Source organism: Bacillus sp. D48C (genome assembly GCF_053345735.1).
On the sequence record NZ_JBKFAQ010000008.1, the window covers coordinates 243205 to 261889 of the forward strand.

Annotated in this window: 18 protein-coding genes and 1 pseudogene; 14 read left to right on the top strand and 5 right to left on the bottom strand. The window is 35.1% G+C overall.

Features of this window, described 5'->3' with window-relative positions:
* Window positions 1–26: 26 nt before the first annotated feature.
* Both ACLBXA_RS20075 and ACLBXA_RS20080 read left to right on the top strand, forming a co-directional pair.
* On the top strand, window positions 27–2447 hold the full coding sequence (locus ACLBXA_RS20075; RefSeq protein WP_001003184.1) for a heavy metal translocating P-type ATPase: 2421 nt from the start codon (window positions 27–29) through the stop codon (window positions 2445–2447).
* A 158-nt stretch (window positions 2448–2605) separates the two neighbouring features.
* Complete coding sequence (locus tag ACLBXA_RS20080) at window positions 2606–3085, top strand: GNAT family N-acetyltransferase (RefSeq protein WP_000910172.1); 480 nt, start codon at window positions 2606–2608, stop codon at window positions 3083–3085.
* 19 nt (window positions 3086–3104) lie between these two features.
* Here ACLBXA_RS20080 and ACLBXA_RS20085 read toward each other — a convergent pair whose 3' ends face one another.
* Both ACLBXA_RS20085 and ACLBXA_RS20090 read right to left on the bottom strand, forming a co-directional pair.
* Window positions 3105–3377 carry an HU family DNA-binding protein gene (locus ACLBXA_RS20085; protein ID WP_001043904.1) on the bottom strand — a complete coding sequence of 91 codons (273 nt, stop codon included), beginning with the start codon at window positions 3375–3377 and terminating at the stop codon, window positions 3105–3107.
* 140 nt (window positions 3378–3517) lie between these two features.
* Complete coding sequence (locus ACLBXA_RS20090; RefSeq protein WP_000110551.1) at window positions 3518–4333, bottom strand: formate/nitrite transporter family protein; 816 nt, start codon at window positions 4331–4333, stop codon at window positions 3518–3520.
* A gap of 192 nt (window positions 4334–4525) precedes the next feature.
* Here ACLBXA_RS20090 and ACLBXA_RS20095 point away from each other — a divergent pair, with 192 nt between their 5' ends.
* Both ACLBXA_RS20095 and ACLBXA_RS20100 read left to right on the top strand, forming a co-directional pair.
* Window positions 4526–5419 (top strand): metallophosphoesterase, encoded by an 894-nt coding sequence (locus tag ACLBXA_RS20095; RefSeq protein ID WP_242297664.1) that lies wholly within the window; start codon window positions 4526–4528, stop codon window positions 5417–5419.
* Between the two features lie 107 nt (window positions 5420–5526).
* A pseudogene (locus tag ACLBXA_RS20100) lies at window positions 5527–5763 on the top strand (amidohydrolase); the annotation flags it as partial.
* A gap of 154 nt (window positions 5764–5917) precedes the next feature.
* On the opposite strand, the gene ACLBXA_RS20105 reads toward ACLBXA_RS20100, so the two are convergent.
* Window positions 5918–7000: a chitinase gene (locus ACLBXA_RS20105; protein WP_086390346.1), complete on the bottom strand. Its 1083-nt coding sequence runs from the start codon at window positions 6998–7000 to the stop codon at window positions 5918–5920.
* 270 nt (window positions 7001–7270) lie between these two features.
* Between ACLBXA_RS20105 and gabP the strand changes: the two genes are divergently transcribed.
* The 8 genes from gabP to entD all read left to right on the top strand — a co-directional run bounded on the left by gabP (window position 7271) and on the right by entD (window position 16265).
* The gene (gene gabP, locus ACLBXA_RS20110) at window positions 7271–8665 is read left to right on the top strand and encodes a GABA permease (protein ID WP_000360100.1); all 1395 of its coding nucleotides are present in this window, start codon (window positions 7271–7273) and stop codon (window positions 8663–8665) included.
* A 133-nt stretch (window positions 8666–8798) separates the two neighbouring features.
* On the top strand, window positions 8799–9137 hold the full coding sequence (locus ACLBXA_RS20115; RefSeq protein ID WP_003309818.1) for a hypothetical protein: 339 nt from the start codon (window positions 8799–8801) through the stop codon (window positions 9135–9137).
* A gap of 318 nt (window positions 9138–9455) precedes the next feature.
* A complete protein-coding gene (locus ACLBXA_RS20120; protein WP_000228316.1) occupies window positions 9456–9998 on the top strand; it encodes a DUF420 domain-containing protein in 543 nt (180 codons plus the stop codon).
* A gap of 115 nt (window positions 9999–10113) precedes the next feature.
* The gene (locus ACLBXA_RS20125; protein ID WP_086390344.1) at window positions 10114–11277 is read left to right on the top strand and encodes an iron-containing alcohol dehydrogenase; all 1164 of its coding nucleotides are present in this window, start codon (window positions 10114–10116) and stop codon (window positions 11275–11277) included.
* 158 nt (window positions 11278–11435) lie between these two features.
* Complete coding sequence (locus tag ACLBXA_RS20130; protein WP_000957288.1) at window positions 11436–12188, top strand: DeoR/GlpR family DNA-binding transcription regulator; 753 nt, start codon at window positions 11436–11438, stop codon at window positions 12186–12188.
* A complete protein-coding gene (gene pfkB, locus ACLBXA_RS20135) occupies window positions 12185–13096 on the top strand; it encodes a 1-phosphofructokinase (protein ID WP_000640856.1) in 912 nt (303 codons plus the stop codon). Before ACLBXA_RS20130 ends, pfkB begins: the two co-directional genes overlap by 4 nt.
* A 13-nt stretch (window positions 13097–13109) precedes the next feature.
* A complete protein-coding gene (locus ACLBXA_RS20140; RefSeq protein WP_000704617.1) occupies window positions 13110–14984 on the top strand; it encodes a PTS fructose transporter subunit IIABC in 1875 nt (624 codons plus the stop codon).
* A gap of 348 nt (window positions 14985–15332) precedes the next feature.
* Complete coding sequence (gene entD, locus ACLBXA_RS20145; RefSeq protein ID WP_447617422.1) at window positions 15333–16265, top strand: cell wall-binding protein EntD; 933 nt, start codon at window positions 15333–15335, stop codon at window positions 16263–16265.
* Window positions 16266–16327: 62 nt separating this feature from the next.
* Here entD and ACLBXA_RS20150 read toward each other — a convergent pair whose 3' ends face one another.
* Window positions 16328–16573, bottom strand: coding sequence for a hypothetical protein (locus ACLBXA_RS20150; protein WP_000814431.1), 246 nt, complete (start codon window positions 16571–16573; stop codon window positions 16328–16330).
* A gap of 180 nt (window positions 16574–16753) precedes the next feature.
* Between ACLBXA_RS20150 and miaA the strand changes: the two genes are divergently transcribed.
* Both miaA and hfq read left to right on the top strand, forming a co-directional pair.
* Window positions 16754–17707, top strand: a complete 954-nt coding sequence (miaA, locus tag ACLBXA_RS20155; RefSeq protein WP_098900203.1) for a tRNA (adenosine(37)-N6)-dimethylallyltransferase MiaA — start codon at window positions 16754–16756, stop codon at window positions 17705–17707.
* A 21-nt stretch (window positions 17708–17728) separates the two neighbouring features.
* Complete coding sequence (hfq, locus tag ACLBXA_RS20160) at window positions 17729–17953, top strand: RNA chaperone Hfq (RefSeq protein ID WP_000813896.1); 225 nt, start codon at window positions 17729–17731, stop codon at window positions 17951–17953.
* A gap of 80 nt (window positions 17954–18033) precedes the next feature.
* On the opposite strand, the gene ACLBXA_RS20165 is transcribed toward hfq, so the two are convergent.
* Window positions 18034–18685: Gly-Xaa-Xaa repeat protein (locus tag ACLBXA_RS20165; protein WP_447617423.1), on the bottom strand; the 652-nt coding region annotated here is incomplete at its 5' end.

Genomic DNA, 18685 nt, shown 5'->3' on the forward strand with positions numbered 1-18685 from the left:
CATAAGGGTATATAGAGGTGAGAGACATGAATGAAAAAAAAGAGGCCAATCTTCAAATATCAGGAATGACATGTGCGGCATGTGCAAATAGAATTGAAAAAGGTCTAAAAAAAGTAGAAGGTGTTCATGAGGCAAATGTAAATTTTGCGCTTGAAAAAACAAAAATAATGTACGATCCAACTAAAACAAATCCGCAACAATTTAAAGAAAAAGTTGAATCGTTAGGATATGGAATTGTAAGTGATAAAGCTGAATTTACTGTTTCAGGAATGACATGTGCAGCATGTGCAAATAGAGTTGAAAAGCGTTTAAATAAGTTAGATGGTGTGAACAAGGCGACAGTAAATTTTGCTTTAGAATCAGCCACAGTAGACTTTAATCCTGATGAAGTTAATGTAAATGAAATGAAGAGCGTGATTACGAAGCTAGGATATAAATTAGAAGTGAAACCAGATGATCAAGATGCATCAACTGATCATCGATTACAAGAAATTGAGCGACAAAAGAAGAAGTTTATTATTTCGTTTATTTTATCTTTCCCATTATTGTGGGCAATGGTTAGTCATTTCTCATTTACTTCGTTTATTTATTTACCAGATATGTTAATGAACCCTTGGGTGCAACTAACACTTGCAACTCCTGTTCAATTTATCATTGGTGGACAGTTTTATGTTGGGGCTTATAAAGCGTTACGCAATAAAAGTGCTAATATGGATGTTCTCGTGGCGCTTGGAACGTCGGCCGCCTATTTCTATAGTGTATATTTAAGTATTCAATCTATTGGTTCTTCGGAACATATGACAGATTTATATTTTGAAACGAGTGCGGTACTTATTACATTAATTATTTTAGGTAAATTATTTGAAGCGAAAGCAAAAGGGCGCTCATCAGAAGCGATTAAAAAATTGATGGGTTTACAAGCGAAGACAGCTACAGTTGTGCGAGATGGAACAGAAATAAAAATTTTGATTGAAGAAGTAGTAGCTGGTGATATCGTCTATGTAAAGCCTGGTGAAAAAATCCCAGTAGATGGGGAAATTGTAGAAGGAAAGTCAGCGATAGATGAATCGATGTTAACAGGCGAAAGTATTCCGGTTGATAAAACAATTGGAGATGGAGTAATCGGTTCTACAATAAATAAAAATGGGTTTTTAAAAGTGAAAGCCACTAAGGTAGGCAGAGATACTGCATTAGCTCAAATTATTAAAGTAGTAGAAGAGGCTCAAGGTTCAAAAGCTCCTATTCAAAGGGTAGCAGATCAAATTTCAGGTATTTTCGTACCAGTTGTAGTTGTGATTGCAATTATCACATTTGCAGTGTGGATGCTATTTGTTACACCTGGTGATTTTGGCGGAGCACTTGAGAAAATGATTGCCGTACTTGTTATCGCTTGTCCGTGTGCATTAGGGCTTGCAACGCCTACATCTATTATGGCAGGATCAGGAAGATCGGCTGAGTATGGTATTTTATTTAAGGGCGGGGAGCATTTAGAAGCAACACACCGATTAGATACAGTTATTCTAGATAAAACAGGTACTGTGACAAACGGGAAGCCGGTGTTAACAGATGTAATTGTAGCAGATGGATTCCGTGAAGAAGAAATACTACGTTTAGTAGGGGCAGCAGAAAGAAATTCTGAACATCCACTTGCAGAAGCGATTGTAGAAGGAATTAAAGAAAAGAAAATTGATATCCCAAGTTCAGAAACGTTTGAAGCGATTCCAGGATTCGGTATCGAATCAGTTGTAGAAGGAAAACAATTATTAATTGGCACACGTCGATTAATGAAGGAATTCAATATTGATATTGAAGAAGTTTCTAAATCAATGGAAGCGCTAGAACGAGAAGGAAAAACAGCAATGCTTATTGCAATCGATAAAGAATATGCCGGTATAGTTGCCGTTGCAGATACTGTGAAAGATACTTCAAAAGCAGCTATCGCAAGACTGAAAAAAATGGGTCTAGACGTTGTGATGATTACAGGAGATAATACACAAACTGCTCAGGCGATTGCAAAGCAAGTTGGTATTGATCACGTAATTGCAGAAGTATTGCCAGAAGGAAAAGCAGAAGAAGTGAAAAAACTTCAAGCACAAGGTAAGAAAGTAGCAATGGTTGGAGATGGAATAAATGATGCTCCTGCTCTTGCTACGGCGGATATCGGTATGGCAATTGGAACAGGAACGGATGTAGCGATGGAAGCGGCAGATATTACGTTAATCCGTGGGGATTTAAATAGTATTGCTGATGCGATCTTTATGAGTAAAATGACGATAAGAAATATTAAACAAAATTTATTCTGGGCATTAGCTTATAACGCGTTAGGAATTCCAATCGCGGCATTAGGCTTCTTAGCACCTTGGGTTGCTGGAGCAGCGATGGCATTTAGTTCTGTATCCGTTGTATTAAATGCATTAAGATTACAAAGAGTTAAATTAAAGTCTTAAAAAGCTACATTAAAGTAATTGAATAGAATTAAAAAACAATACTTTGAATAAGTATTGTTTTTTTGTTCGTATAGAAATTAAAACGATATAATAAAGAAGAAATATGGAATCGTATGTAGTAGAAAAGTTAAGAGGTAGTTTGGTAAGGAGACTTATATATGTTAAAAGATATTATAGTTAGAACATTTCAGAAAGAAGATTTAGAGCAAGTATTACAATTGTTCTATGAGACAGTTCATACGGTTAATGCAAAAGATTATAATGAGTTACAGCTACAGGCGTGGGCACCAAATCGACTAGATAGAGAAAGCTGGTTAAAGTCTTTAGAGAAGAATATTAGTTATGTAGCGGATCATAACGGTGTGATATTGGGATTTGGGGATTATAACGATGATCATTACGTAGATCGTTTATTTACACATAAAGATTATCAAGGGAAAAGAGTCGCTTCATACATACTACAGATGTTAGAAAAAGAAGCAGTGAAATTGGGGCATAGGGAGATATATACAGAGGCGAGCATTACCGCAAAACCTTTTTTTAAAAGTAAAGGTTTTATTTGCATAAAAGAACAAAAGAAACAGCATAATGGTCAGATTTTTATTAATTATGTTATGAAAAAAATATCCTTCTCATAAATGAGAAGGATATTTTTCATTATTTTACAGCTTCTTTTAGTTCTTTACCAGCTTTGAAAGCAGGTACTTTAGAAGCTGCGATTTGCATTTCTTCACCAGTTTGTGGGTTACGGCCTGTACGAGCAGCTCTTTCGCGAACTTCGAATGTACCGAATCCGATAAGTTGTACTTTTTCACCAGCAGCTAAAGTGTTAGTGATTGATTCTACTACAGTTTGTACAACTACAGTAGCTTCTTTTTGAGAAATCTCAGCATTTTGTGCTACGTTTTTAATTAATTCTGTTTTGTTCATGTTTTTCACCTCATATGTAAATAATGCTATTTAAGTTGTTATTATAACGTATAAAACATTCGAGAACAAGTGTACGTACATATATTCGCAAAAAAAATGAAATTTGTAATATTTTTTAGGACACTTTATAGACATTCCATTTAAGCGGATAGAGATTTGTTCTTCATTTCAGTCTTCTCTTGATGAGAAGGTAGTTTCTTATTATAAGATATGAAGTAAGGTAGTGCTACAAATAACATACCCCCTACTAAATTTCCAAAGAAAACAAAAATAAAGTTTGGAAAATATTCAGCCCAAGTGAAATGACCGGCAAAAATCGCAGCTGGGATGACAAACATATTGGCTACAACGTGTTGAAATCCAATCGCAACAAAAGTCATAACTGGGAACCAAATACCGATAATCTTTCCGATAAATTCTTTACTTCCCATACTGAGCCAAACAGCTAAACAAACGAGCCAATTACATCCGATTGCAGAAATAAATGCTTGCAATGGTGTATCTTGTAGTTTCGCTTGAGCGATAGAAATAGTTTTCGCTAAAAAAGCTCCTTCAGTTAAGCCGACGATATGACCGAAAAAATAGGCTACGAATACAGCTCCTATGAAATTGCTAAATGTAACAATAACTAAATTTCGTATGAAATAAAATAAAGTAATTTTCTTTTGGAACCAGGCCATAGAAACTGTCATCATGTTACCAGTAACTAGTTCACCGCCTGCAAGAATAACGAGAATAAGACCAATAGGGAATACAGCAGCGCCTAGAAAACTAGAAAATGATCCCCAATATTTTGGCATTGTCCCAATAACATGAATATCGAGTAAATACCCTAATGAGATAAAAGCACCACCAAAAAAACCAAGAATTAGTATAGGGAGCAATGATAAATGACCTTTTTTCCTTCCTGAATTCGCAGCAAGTTTCGTAATTTCTTCTGGTGTAAATACAGACATGAATAACCCCTCCGTAATAAAATGATGGAATGAATAGAAAAAATTCAAAAATCTACGTATTATAAAAATATGTTATGACTTCTGTATAAAATTGTCAAAGTGAATAGAGAGGGAACGACATATTGATAACATTGTTCATGTTGTCACATTAATGTAACAATAAGGATTTAAAGTGTTTCTAGAGGTGAAAACATGAATACGAATCATGTAAAAAAAGAACGAAAAAAATCAATCGTAAAGATATTTATTATTATTTTTATAAGTATATTAATGATACCAGTAAGTTTGTATTATTATGCGACAGAAATAGAACGAAAATTAGTAACAGTTACGTGGAATGAAATAGAAGCTTCTGCAATTCCTAAAGAATTTAATAATAAAAAAATATTACAGTTTTCAGATGTACATTTAGGACCAGAGTTTACACTGAAACAACTTGAACATTTAGTGGAGAAGATGAATGAATTACATCCAGATATAGTAGTTTTTACTGGAGATTTAATAGATAAATTTGGGTCTTATAGTGCGGAAAGAGAAGAAGCGAAGGCTATTTTGCAGAAAATTTACGCTCCCTTAGGGAAATATGCTGTGTTTGGGAATCATGATAGGGGCGGGGGCGGTAGTTTATTTTACAAAAAATATATGGAGGAAGCTGGTTTTTCTGTATTAGTAAATGAAGTGCAGAAAATTAAAGTGGAAAACGGCAAATATATTACAATATCAGGTTTGGATGATTTTCTATTAGGGAAGCCGCAAATAGGTTCAACTTTAAAAAACTTGAAACAAAATGATTTCAACATGTTATTAGTACATGAGCCGGATGTTGTAACCAAAATCAATCGTTACCCAGTTGATCTTCAACTGTCAGGACATAGTCACGGAGGACAAGTCCAAATTCCTTTTGTAGGTCCGTTAATTACTACCAAACTAGCTGAGAACTATGTTGAAGGTATGTATGAAGTAGAGGGGAAGAGTAAGCCGTTATATTTATATGTAAATCGTGGCATTGGGACTACTAGGATGCCTGTTAGATTTTGGAGTGTACCTGAACTTTCAATTTTTGTGTTGAAGCAAAATAGTGACTAGAATAGTAGGAGGACTTTTAGAGAAAGTTCTCTTTTTTTAATAGTTAAATACTGAATATTATGTAAGTTTTGTTTAAAGTGTTAAATAAAGAAAGGGGAATTTCTAGGATAGAAACATGGCATAAAGAATTGGAAAGTTTATATAATCAAATAGTTTCATGACGAAGAGATTTTCATCAATATCCAGAGCTAGCGTTTCAAGAAATAGAAACGCCGAGAAAAATAGCTGAAATCTTAAAAAGTTTTCATATTGATGTGAAAACAAATATCGGGAGCAGAGGAGTAATCGGCGTAATTGAAGGTGGAAGACCTGGGAAGACGATAGCGCTACGTGCTGATTTTGATGAACAAGCAATGTTAATTGGTGGTAAATTACTTTTAAGTCTTGTGAATAGTTATGTAAGAGATGAAAAAGAATCTCTTCATCATGTAGAAGTGAAAAAGTAATTTACATAAATAAAAAACAACAATAGGTTATGTAACCTATTGTTGTTTTTTATTATTTTTGCAAGGAAAGATTATCAAAATATGTTCTGTAAGTATTAGAGAATTCAAAGTTGTTTTTTGCATCCCAATTAATAGACCAAGACATTAGGCCGCGGAATGCAGGATAGCCACTCTGATTTGAAAGTTTATACTTTCCTCCGAAAGGAATGCCCTTAATGATATAATCTAAAGCTTTTTTCATTTCAGTTGGAGAAATGTACCCGCCACTTGGAGCGGCCGCTGGAGCTGCAGGAAGTCCAATTATGACTTGATCCGAACGAAGAGCTGGGAAAATGTTATTTGCATTACCACCTACAGGAAAACCATGTAAGAGCATATCCGCCATAGCGACTTCGTAGTCTGCAGTACCTTGATTGTAGTTATTACCGTCCATTCCAATCCCGCTACCAGCATTGTAGTGTTGAACGTGAATGTATGTTAGTTTATCTTTCACTCCATAAATAATTGGTAAATATGCACCCCAGATGCTTCCGTATGCGCTATAACCGCCTTGAACATAAGCTGTTTCAGGAGCCATGCTTAATAGAAAATCTGGACCATAATGATCTGAGATTGTTCGAATAGCTGATATAAGATTTACGATTTGAGGAGTAGTTGGGTTTTTGAAATTAGTGTCATTTCCGTTTAAGTAAATACCCGATTCAAGGTCAATATCTATTCCATCAAAAGCATATTTATCAATCAGAGATTGTATGGAATTAATAAAACGTTGCTTAGCGGCATTGTCAGGGAGTAAAACGACCCCATTTTGTCCACCTATTGAAAGAACTACTTTCTTTCCTTTACTTTTTAAATAAGAAATATCTGATTTGAATTCTGCATCTGTACCATATACAGGGGAAAATTCAACAGTGGAACGATCACCACCAGTTTCACCGAAAGATACATTGATTACATCCCATTTTGGTGAAACGTCTCTTAATTTAATAATGCCAGTACCGTTATCGAAGTTATGCCAGTATCCAACGAGTAATTTTGAACCTAAATTGTTTGCTGCTTGTGTTTGGAAAGGGGATAGCGGTAGTAGTAAGAACATTACTAAAATACAACAAAAAAATTTGAACTTGTTTAACATATTAACACTCCTATACAAAAAGTTGTCTAGATGTATAATCTTGTTTATCTAATGATATCTGAAAATTCTTTCTTTTGTAAGAGGACTATAATTTTCTCAACAATTGTGTATGGGAAAGTATTAAACCTAATGAAATAATTTTTGAAGGAGATTGAATTGCAATTGTTAAATTCAGAATATTTTGATATATTTTAAAGTATAGGACAAAATCTTTCGCACAGTACTCTTACATAAATTTCAAAATTTAGTTTGGAAGGGGATGTACAAGAGTTGGATAAAAATCTTAAGAAAGACCTCAAAATACGCCACATTACAATGATCTCAATTGGTGGCGTAATAGGAGCTGGTTTGTTTGTTGGAAGTGGTGCGGTTGTGCATTCGGCAGGACCTGGTTCTATCGTTTCATATGCATTAGCAGGGCTTCTAGTTATTTTCGTTATGAGAATGCTGGGGGAAATGGCAGCTATTAATCCGACAAGTGGTTCATTTGCAACATATGCAAGAGAAGCAATTGGTCCATGGGCAGGTTATACAATTGGGTGGCTATATTGGTTTTTCTGGGTAATTGTTATTGCAATAGAAGCTACAGCAGGTGCTGGTATTATTCAATACTGGATTCCGGAAATCCCACTCTGGTTATTAAGCTTAATATTAACGATTTTATTAACGTTGACGAATGTTTTCTCGGTGAAATCATTTGGAGAATTTGAATATTGGTTTTCATTTATTAAAGTAATAAGTATTGTTTTGTTCCTTTGCTTAGGTCTTGCTGTTATTTTAGGATTTGTACCAGGAACGGAAGCACCTGGCACTTCGAATTTAGTAGGGCAAGGAGGATTTATGCCAAATGGTATAAGTTCGGTGTTACTTGGAATTACCGTCGTTATATTTTCATTTATGGGATCAGAGATTGTTGCTGTAGCCGCTGGAGAGTCTGCCGAACCTGTAAAAGCAGTAAAAACAGCAACAAATAGTGTGATTTGGCGTATTCTCGTATTTTTCATTGGATCGATCGCTGTAGTTGTTACACTCCTTCCGTGGAATTCAGCGAACATACTAAAAAGCCCATTTGTGGCGGTATTGGAACATATAGGGATACCAGCGGCAGCACAAATTATGAATTTTATCGTTTTAACAGCTGTACTTTCTTGTTTAAATTCGGGTTTATATACGAACTCAAGAATGCTTTTTTCAATGGCAGAAAGAGGAGATGCACCAAAGGCATTTTTGAAATTGAATAGTAGTGGTGTTCCGGTTCGGGCGGTTTTATTTGGAACTTTCTTTGCTTACATTGGAGTTGTTTTTAGTTACATATCTCCAGATAAAGTATTTTTATTTTTAGTGAATGCATCTGGCGGTATTGCATTACTCGTTTATCTCGTTATAGCAATTTCACATTTCAAGATACGTAAAAAAATGGGGAAAGCAGAACAACAAAATTTGAAAGTGAAGATGTGGCTTTTTCCATATGTAACATATGTTACAATTGCTGCGATTATAGCAGTTTTAGTTGCAATGATCGCAATTGAATCTTTACGTTCACAGGCACTATTAACGATACTTGTTACTCTTCTTATAATAATTTCTTATTTTATTTTTAATAGAAATAAAAATAGTACAGTATTGAATTCCGAAAGTAAAAATGAGGAATCTGTTCGATTCTAATTTCTTGTTTTAGAAGAGAGTTACACCCAATCATTGCTATAAAAGAATCATATATAATCATAGAAACAAGTAATTACTATTGTCATAGTGAATATAAACTTTTTTCTTGACTTTTTATACGAAGGCGAGCAGAATGGTAAAAAAGGAAGGGGGGATGATGTTGGAAGAGTACGTATTAGAGCTGTATAACTTGTTATATACGACAGAATGGCAAGATATTGTTTCGTTTCTAGGAATAGTATTTTGCATGAAAATTGTAATTGTATATATGGAAGAGCAAGGTATGTTCTATTCCTTCTCATCTCCGTTCGATGTGCAGCGCGAGCCGTTGCTAAACTATGCCAATGTGAATTACGAACAATTTCCTTTTGTACTATTCTTTATGATTCGATTTATAACAGCAATTGTAAAGAAGAAGGAAAGTGATGATGAAGAGTGCCACGCAACTTGTAAGGTAGCTAACGTTTTTTAAGCTAAATACAAGGAGGAGATTTATATGTGGTTTCGATTTCTTATGATTGGTTTCTTTTCATTAACAGCAATTTCATTAATGGGATATCAAGTGTCTGAAATTTTTCAAGCATATAGCGATACATTTTTTAACAAAAATTAATCGCGTTGCTATTTGAATAATAAAGCGATAAAATCCTTCTTAAGAAGTTTTATTAAGAAGGATTTTTTTCTTTGTCTTGTCTTGCTGTGTCAAACTATTGTCACATTTACACTGTGAATAATATGTTAAAATAGTGAGGTTATGTATACATACTCGAAGGAAGAGGGAGTGACCATTTTGGTGGATCAATCAACAAATCAGAAAAGCTATGCTCCTATTGTGATAACGCTTTCTGTAATTGTAAATGCGATTATTTTATTTTTGTTCTTTGGACCTGTTGGCTATGAAGGAGAAGTACATTTTGATGTAACAATTTTACCAATGTTAAATGCGATTTTTAATAGCTTTACGTTCGTATTCTTATTAGCAGCTTTATACTCTATTATTAAAAAGAATGTGAAAATGCACCGTGGTTTTATCCTCGCAGCATTTACAACGACGTTGCTATTTTGTGTTTCTTATTTATCGTATCATTACTTGGCGCCAGCAACACATTTTGGCGGAGAAGGGTTCATTAAATATGTGTACTTCATTATTTTAATTACGCATATTATCCTTGCTGCAATTATTGTACCACTTGCATTGTTTGCACTTGTATTTGGTTTTACAAATCAATTAACACGTCACCGTAAAATTGTACGTTGGACGATGCCAATTTGGTTATATGTAAGTTTATCTGGTGTTATTGTTTACTTAATGATCTCACCTTATTATCAATAAAAGTCTCAGCCCTTAGGCTGGGGCTTTTTTGTTAAGCAAATCTTTTTGTGAAATGAAAAAAATATGGTATACAAAAGTATAGTTGCTTTTCATATAGAAGGGATGGTAAAGAAATATGCAAAATTTTGTATTTCGTAATCCAACGAAACTTATTTTCGGTAAAAATCAATTAGAACAGTTAAAAACTGAAATTCCACAGTTTGGTAAGAAGGTTCTTCTCGTATATGGAGGAGGCAGTATTAAAAGAAACGGTATTTATGATAATGTAATTTCTATTTTAAACGATATTAATGTAGAAGTATTTGAATTGACGGGTGTTGAACCGAATCCTCGTGTATCAACTGTAAAGAAAGGGATTCAAATTTGTAAAGATAATGGAGTTGAATTTATTTTAGCAGTTGGTGGAGGAAGTGTAATCGACTGTACGAAAGCGATTGCTGCTGGTAGCAAATATGATGGAGATGTATGGGATATTGTAACGAAAAAAGCATTTGCTAGTGAGGCATTACCATTTGGCACTGTACTTACTCTTGCTGCGACAGGTTCTGAAATGAATGCAGGCTCGGTAATTACAAATTGGGAAACGAATGAAAAGTATGGATGGGGAAGCCCAGTTACATTCCCGCAGTTTTCAATTTTAGATCCAGTTCATACTGCATCTGTACCGAGAGATCAAACGATTTATGGTATGGTAGATATTATGTCACATGTATTAGAACAATATTTCCATCATGGAACGAATACAGAACTACAAGACCGTTATTGTGAATCTGTTTTAAGAACAGTCATTGAAACAGCACCTAAGCTTTTAAGTGATTTAGAAAATTATGAGCATAGGGAAACAATTTTATATTGCGGAACGATGGCGTTAAATGGCATTTTAGCGATGGGAGTAAGAGGTGACTGGGCAACTCATAATATTGAACATGCAGTTTCTGCTGTTCATGATATACCGCATGGAGGTGGGCTTGCGATTTTATTCCCGAACTGGATGAAACATGTTGTAGAGGAAAATGTAAGTCGTTTTAAACAGTTCGCTATTCGTGTATTTGATATAGAAACAGATGGCAAAACAGATAAAGAAGTGGCGTTAGAAGGAATTGAGGCACTGCGTCAATTTTGGACTTCAATTGAAGCACCAGCAACATTAGCTGATTACGGTATTGGAGAAAATGAAATTGATATAATGGCTAATAAAGCGATGGTGTATGGTGAATTTGGTAACTTTAAAAAATTAAATAAAGATGATGTTCTAAGTATATATAAAGCTTCTTTATAAGTGAATTTAGAAAAGAAACCTATTTGATTGTTTGATCGAATAGGTTTCTTTTTTGCTTTTTATAAGCGTTTATGAATGTTTGTGATTATTTTTGATTGTTTATGGTTGATTTTTGTGACCGTTTTCATTATACTGTAATCAAAGAAGAGGTGAATAAAATGTTAACTCCTGAACGTCATCAAATGATATTGCAACTTGTAAAAGAACAGAAAGTTGTAAAATTACAGCAATTAGTTGAAAGAACAGAAAGCTCTGAGTCGACAATTCGCCGTGATTTAGCACAATTGGAAAAGCAAAGGTTATTAAAAAGAGTTCATGGTGGTGCCGCTGTTTTAACAGGAAAAGGGCAAGAACCAACGATGGTTGAAAAATCATCCAAAAACATTCAAATAAAACAACAAATTGCTAATTATGCGGCTAGCGTTGTTGAACAAGGTGATTGTATTTATTTAGATGCAGGGAGTACAACATTTGAAATGATTCCATTTTTAATCAATAAAGATGTTACTGTCGTTACGAATGGACTTATGCATATTGAAGCTTTAGTTGAAAATAATATTCGTGCGTATTTACTAGGCGGAATGATGAAGAGTAGGACGAAAGCTTTAATCGGTGCTATGGCACAGGAAAGTATGCAGAAGTATCGCTTTGATAAATGTTTTTTAGGTGCAAATGGTGTACATGAACAGCTTGGCTTTACAACGCCAGATCCAGAAGAAGCGCTCCTAAAACAAATGGCATTAACATTAGCAAACGAAGGATATTTCTTAATTGATGAAAGTAAGTTTTCAGAAGTTGCGTTTGCGAAAATTGCAAATGTTGAAGATGCAAATATTATTACAAACCATTTAGAAATTGATTTAGAAAAATATAAAAAACAAACCAATGTAATTGAGGCTGATAAACAATGATCTATACAGTTACTTTAAACCCATCTATTGATTATGTAGTGCAAGTTCCTTCTTTTGATTTAGGAACAATAAATCGAGCGGAGAAAGATATGAAGTTTCCTGGAGGAAAAGGAATTAATGTTTCTCGTGTTCTTCAGCGTTTAGGTGTTAAAAATATAGCACTTGGATTTACTGGTGGATTTACTGGTCAATTTATTAAAGAGGTATTACAGACGGAAGGTGTAACAACAAACTTCGTCCAAGTAGATGAAGATACTCGCATTAATGTGAAAATAAAAGGGAAAGAAGAAACAGAATTAAATGGCCAAGGTCCTATTGTAACAAAAGAGCAGTTCGAACAGTTAATGAAAAAAATTGAGAGTATGCAACCTGGAGATTGTGTTGTACTCGCTGGGAGTGTACCAGTCTCTATTCCAAGTACCTTTTACGAATCAATTGCTGCGTTTGGAGCTGAAAAAGGTATTCGTGTAGTAGTAGATGCAAGTGGAAGTGCACTGCAACATGTGATTAAAAATAAGCCGTTTTTAATTAAGCCAAACCACCATGAACTTGGTGAGTTGTTTGGAGTGGAGCTTTCAACAGTAGAAGACATTTTACCTTATGGAAGAAAATTAATTGAACAAGGTGTAAAACACGTTATCGTATCGATGGCTGGAGAGGGAGCTTTATTATTTACGGCAGAAGGTATATATGAAGCGACTGTTCCAAAAGGTGTTGTAATTAATTCAGTTGGGGCCGGAGATTCTCTTGTTGCAGGGTTTGTAGGCAAATATGAACAGACAAAAGATATTGAAAAGGCATTTCAATACGGCGTTGCAACAGGGAGTGCAACAGCATTTTCAGCTGATTTATGTAAGAAGGAAAAAGTAGAAGAATTATTGTCGCAAGTAATTGTAGCTAAGCGATAGGGGGAAGCAACATATGAAAATTACAGAACTATTAAAAAGGGATACAGTCATTATGGATATGACAGCTTCAAATAAAGAAGCTGTCATAGATGAATTAGTTGAGAAATTAAACGGGGCAAATCGTTTAAATAGTAAAACGGAATTTAAAGAAGCTATTTTAAAGCGGGAGTCCCAAAGTACGACTGGAATAGGGGAAGGTATTGCAATACCTCATGCGAAGACAAAGGCTGTTAAACAACCATCGATTTGTTTTGGTAGAAGTGTAAGCGGTATCAATTATGAGTCGCTTGATGGACAACCGGCACACTTATTCTTTATGATTGCTGCAAGTGAAGGAGCGAATAATACTCATTTAGAAACGTTGTCTCGTTTATCGACATTATTAATGGATGAAGGGTTTCGCAAGCAACTATTAGAAGCGAAGGATGAAAGTGAGCTTCTTCAACTATTTGATGAAAAAGAGAATGAAAAAGAAAAAGAGAATGAAAAAGAAGAAGAGATTGAAGTTGCAAAACCAGAAGGAAATGAACCGTACGTACTTGCTGTTACAGCTTGCCCAACTGGAATCGCTCACACATATATGGCGGCGGATAGCTTAAAAGCAAAAGCGGCAGAGTTAGGAATAGCGATTAAAGTTGAAACGAACGGATCAACAGGTATTAAAAACGGTTTAACGAAAGAGGATATTGAACGTGCAACAGCTATTATTGTTGCGGCAGATAAACAAGTAGAAATGAATCGTTTTGCTGGTAAACATGTCATTCAAGTGCCAGTTGCTGATGGGATTAGAAAAACGGAAAATCTGCTTAAACGAGCTGTCAAACAAGATGCACCAATCTTTAAAGGTGTAAAAGAGGATGGGAAAACAGAAAGTATTGAGAGAGAAAAAGGATTAGGAATTTATAAGCATTTAATGAGCGGTGTAAGTAATATGCTTCCATTCGTTGTTGGTGGCGGGATTTTAATAGCGCTAGCATTTTCGTTTGGTGGTATAAAGGCGGAAGGTCCTTTAGCTGAATTGTTCATGTCAATTGGTGGAGGAAAAACAGGTGCGTTTTTATTCCTTGTACCAATTTTAGCTGGATTTATTGCAAGCTCTATTGCTGATCGTCCTGGTTTTATGCCTGGTGTTGTAGGTGGATTTTTAGCGGCGAATGCGAATGCTGGATTTTTAGGTGGATTAATTGCTGGTTTCTTAGCTGGATATGTTGTTTTAGGGTTAAAAAGATTATTTTCAGGACTACCAGTACAATTAGAAGGAATTAAACCTGTTTTGTTATATCCAGTCTTTGGATTATTGATTACAGGAGTTGTAATGCAAAAAGTAGTAATTCCGCCTGTAGTAGCATTAAATGAAATGTTGACAGGGTGGTTAAATGGTTTAAATGGTACGAATGCTATATTACTAGGTCTTATTTTAGGTGGTATGATGGCAATTGATATGGGTGGTCCAATTAATAAAGCGGCATTTACGTTTGGTATTGCTGCAATAGAAGCACAGAATTTTGGAGTGCACTCAGCAGTTATGGCTGGTGGTATGGTACCGCCACTTGCGATTGCATTCGCAACTACATTCTTTAAATCAAAGTTTACAGAAGCGGAACGTAAATCTGGTTTAACAAATTATATTATGGGAGCATCGTTCATTACAGAAGGTGCGATTCCGTTTGCAGCTGCAGATCCGGTTCGAGTAATCGTAAGTTGTGTTGTTGGTTCAAGTATTGCAGGTGCGTTATCTATGTTATTCCAAATTACATTACCGGCACCGCATGGTGGATTATTTGTAATAGCATTAGTAAATAAACCGTTACTATATATTTTCTCTATATTAATTGGAACGATTGTCTCGGCTATTATGCTAGGTGTTTGGAAAAAGAAAGTTCAATAACAAATGAAAAGAGAGCAGCTTTTAGTAGCTGCTTTCTTTTTATTACAAAAAAATAGGTTAACAATGGAATATTGATGCTTTTTGGTAAAAGATGTAATGAATTTTGGTTTTTTTGTAACAAAAAAGTAACACTGTAATTTTTTCTGGAAAAAGTTCTTGTGCTCGTATGTAAAAAATATATGAAAACCATTGGAGATTGTATTAAAAATACATTTTATTAATATGGAAATTTATGTTACAGCTCATTAATCGTATATTACGAATGCTTTGTAATTGTGTGATTTCTAAAAATTCTAAAAATCTGTTGCTATAATGAAAATACGAAAACAAAGCAAATGGAGGCTATTCATGAAAAAATTATTAAGTATAGCAACAGCAGCAGTTTTTGTTCTTGGGATTTTTGCAGGTTCTGCTAAAGCGGAAACAATTGTAACAACAGACGTATTAAATGTTAGAGAAAACCCAAATGTAGAGTCAAAGCTTGTAGGTAAAGTGTTAAGTGGGAATACACTAGATGTTATAAATACAGAAAATGGATGGACAAAAATTAAGTTAAACGGTAAGGAAGCGTTTGTAAGTGCTGAGTTTACAAGGAGCACATATTATGTAACGGCGGGCGTATTAAATGTTCGTGCTGGAGCGAATACTGATTCTGAAATTTTAGGTAAACTTAATAAAGATGATGTGATTGAAACGACGAATCAAGTTCAAAATGAATGGTTACAATTCGACTACAATGGAAAAGTCGGATATGTTCACGTGCCATTTTTAACAGGAACGGCACCTGTAATTGAAAAGAAAGAAGTTGTAGCTCAAGAAGAAGCGCCGGTTAAAAATAATACAGCAGTTAAGAATAAAGAGTCTGTTAAGAGTAACGATTCTATTAAGAATGTAGAATCAAGTAAACCTGTGGTAAAAGAAAAGCCGGCTGCAAAACCAGTTGCGAAATCTACTGAAAAAAGTGCGCCTACTGGTGGTCGTGAAATTACAGTAGAAGCGACGGCATATACAGCAGATCCGAGTGAGAATGGTTCGTATGGTGGTCGTGTATTAACTGCAATGGGGCATGATTTGACAGCAAATCCAAATATGAAAGTAATTGCTGTTGATCCGAAAGTAATTCCGCTTGGCTCAAAAGTATGGGTAGAAGGATATGGAGAAGCGATTGCTGGAGACACTGGTGGTGCGATTAAAGGAAATCGTATTGATGTATTAGTCGGTTCAGATGGTAGTGCTAATAGCTGGGGGCGCAAATCTGTAAAAGTGAAAGTTATACAATAGGTTATCGATATTAATATAAAAAGCGGTTGCTTGAAATTATGTAAGCAACCGCTTTTTATGGATTATTGAAAGGGATAAATAGTTTTACCTGTAATAATTTTATATGCACTGCAAAATTGTGTTTGTATATATTCTGTATTTTTATTTTCTGGATGTGATGTTGTTTCATGGAGAGTAGAATGAAAAGCCCGTAGTAAACAATTTAGGGCGAAGTATAATTCCTCTTGTGAACAATTTTGTTCTTTTGTAGAAGTAGCTAAAATGAGGTCTTTTGTCAAAGATGAAAAATTGATGGTGGATTGTTTCATAGTTAACTCATCCTCTCGAAACTATTTTTATCATGTATATGCAGAATTGGACAAACTATGTTCTTTTTTATATGTAATTTCATGTACCGAAATGAAAGAACTTGCAATCATGCCGTTAAAATTGGTAAGATTGGGTATAATCAATAGATGGAGTATATTACATAAAGAGAGTTGAATGCTATGGGAGAAGTGCAACGTGAAAAAGTTGCTGTCATCATTGGACCAACAGCTGTTGGAAAGACGAAGTTAAGTATCGATCTTGCCAAAGCGTTGAACGGTGAAATTATTAGTGGTGATTCCATGCAAATCTATCGAACGATGGATATTGGAACTGCAAAGGTAACACAAGCAGAGATGGACGGAATTCCACATTATATGGTCGATATAAAAAATCCGGAAGATTCATTTTCTGTCGCGGAATTTCAAGAACGTGTTCGCAAACATATTCGAGAAATTACAGAACGTGGTAAATTACCAATTATAGTTGGTGGGACCGGTCTTTATATACAATCTGTTTTATTCGATTATCAGTTTACAGATGATGCTGGTGATGTGATATACCGAGAGCAAATGGAAAAGTTAGCTTTAGAACGCGGTGTGGAATATGTACATAAAAAATTGCAAGAAGTAGATCCAGAAAGTGCAGAGCGTATTCATGCAAATAATGTACGACGTGTCATTCGGGCGTTAGAAATTTTCCACACGACGGGTGAAAAAATGAGTGACCAAATTGAGAAACAAGAAAAAGAGTTACTCTATGATGTTTCATTAATTGGCTTGACAATGGATCGAGAAATGCTATACGATCGCATTAACTTACGAGTGGATTTGATGATGGAACAAGGCCTATTAGAGGAAGTAGAAGGGCTGTATAATAGAGGGATACGAGATTGTCAATCTATTCAAGCGATTGGATATAAAGAAATCTATGATTATTTTGAGAATCGAGCCTCTTTAGAAGATGCGGTATCACAATTAAAGACGAATTCGCGTCGTTATGCAAAGCGTCAATTAACGTGGTTCCGTAATAAAATGGATGTCATGTGGTTTGATGTTACAGACGGTGAAAAAACGTCAGAAATTTTACGATACATAGAAGGAAAGTTACAAGTAAAGTCGAATAATAGTAAGTAGAGAAAAAGAGGAGGATTCGACATGAAGCAATCAATCAATATTCAAGATCAGTTTTTAAATCAACTCCGTAAAGAAAATACGTTTGTTACGCTGTACTTATTAAATGGTTTCCAGCTTCGTGGACTAATTAAAGGATTTGATAATTTTACAGTCCTACTGGAAACAGAAGGTAAGCAACAGCTTATTTATAAACATGCAATTTCTACATTTGTACCACAAAAAAATGTTTCAATTGAATTAGAATAGTAATGAATTATTGTACATAACAAAAAAAGAGCGAGTTTCTCGCTCTTTTTTTATTTGTCATAAACAATATATAGTGAAATTTAAGCGATTCTAAATACAGTAAGGCGGATGTTAGTATTTCCTGTCGCAGGAATCGTAATCTCATTAAGAGTAGATTGGACAGAAATTCTTGCACCAGCTACTAATGTTTCGATTGTAGTAAATGAAAGTGAGTCGCCTATTAAATTTGAAGAGAAATTATCAGTTGCGACTGCTCCATTAATTGAAATTCCTACTCCGAGTGGAGCGCATCCTGGCGCAGTTGTAGAAATGGATACGCTAATTACATAAATACCACCGTTGATAACAGTAACTGTATCTGTGCCGTTGAAGATAATATTGTTTACGTTAATTGCAGTACTAAAAATAAAGTTATTAAATTGCAGTACTGTTTGCTGAATATTGTTTGTTACAACAATTGTTGCTACAGGGAAGCTAGGTCCAGTTGGCCCAGTAGGTCCGGTAGGCCCACCAGAAGGTCCAGTAGGTCCAGTAACTCCTATACCAGTAGCGCCGGTAGCACCCGTTGGTCCTTGAATGCCTTGAGGTCCAGTGGCACCCGTGTTACCTTGAAGACCTTGAGGTCCAGTAGCACCCGTAGCACCCGTGTTACCTTGAACGCCTTGAGGTCCAGTAGCACCCGTGTTACCTTGAAGACCTTGAGGTCCAGTGGCACCCGTGTTACCTTGAAGA